This is a genomic window from Pseudomonas sp. Root71, assembly GCF_001429045.1.
GTDB lineage: Bacteria > Pseudomonadota > Gammaproteobacteria > Pseudomonadales > Pseudomonadaceae > Aquipseudomonas > Aquipseudomonas monachiensis.
The window spans coordinates 267-1417 of record NZ_LMHY01000024.1; the positions used below are offsets into that span (position 1 = coordinate 267).

Here is a 1151-nt window from a genome sequence, read left to right on the forward strand (position 1 = left end):
ACCACCATCACTGGTACCACCGGCGGCAACTTCGAAAACCTGGTGCCCAACACTACCCCGGCCGTGACCACCATCACCGATTCCGTGGACACCACCGGSCTGACCCTCACMGCCACCGGCAACATCACCGAAGGCGGCCAGATCACCTACACCGCCACCCTGAGCAATCCGGCCGGCACGCCGATGACCGTAACCTTGAGCAACGGCTCGGTCATCACCATCGAAGCGGGCCAGACCAGCGGNACCTACACCGCCACCCTGAGCAATCCGGCCGGCACGCCGATGACCGTAACCTTGAGCAACGGCTCGGTCATCACCATCGAAGCGGGCCAGACCAGCGGCAGCGTSAACGTGCCRACGGCGGCCAAYGACGTTTATGTCAACGGCAGCACCGTCAGCACCACCATCACCAGTACCACCGGCGGCAACTTCGAAAACCTGGTGCCGAATACCGCTCCGGCCGTGACTACCATCACCGATTCCGTGGACACCACCGGCCTGACCCTCACCGCCACCGGCAACATCACCGAAGGCGGCCAGATTACCTACACCGCGACACTGACCAACCCGGCGCAGACGCCAGTAACCGTCACTCTGTCCAACGGCTCGGTCATCACCATCGAAGCGGGTCAGACCAGCGGCAGCGTCAACGTACCGACGGCGGCCAATGACGTTTACAACAATGGCAGCACCGTCAGCACCACCATCACTGGTACCACCGGCGGCAACTTCGAAAACCTGGTGCCCAACACNCCGACGGCGGCCAATGACGTTTACAACAATGGCAGCACCGTCAGCACCACCATCACTGGTACCACCGGCGGCAACTTCGAAAACCTGGTGCCCAACACCACCCCGGCCGTGACCACCATCACCGAYTCCGTGGACAACACCGGGCTGACCCTCACSGCYACCGGCAACATCACCGAAGGCGGYCAGATCACCTACACCGCCACCCTGAGCAATCCGGCCGGCACGCCGATGACCGTAACCTTGAGCAACGGCTCGGTCATCACCATCGAAGCGGGTCAGACCCGCGGCAGCGTGAACGTGCCGACGGCGGCCAATGACGTTTACAACAATGGCAGCACCGTCAGCACCACCATCACTGGTACCACCGGCGGCAACTTCGAAAACCTGGTGCCCAACAC

Annotated in this window: 1 protein-coding gene and 2 pseudogenes; all 3 read left to right on the forward strand. The window is 62.7% G+C overall.

All coding sequences use genetic code 11. The features are described from left to right. Positions 1–242: immunoglobulin-like domain-containing protein (locus tag ASD95_RS29905; RefSeq protein WP_236709749.1), on the forward strand; the 242-nt coding region annotated here is incomplete at both ends. 1 nt (position 243) lies between these two features. Further along, positions 244–752, forward strand: a pseudogene (locus ASD95_RS29910) (immunoglobulin-like domain-containing protein); the annotation flags it as partial. A gap of 1 nt (position 753) precedes the next feature. Beyond that, positions 754–1151 (forward strand): annotated as a pseudogene (locus ASD95_RS29915) (immunoglobulin-like domain-containing protein); the annotation flags it as partial.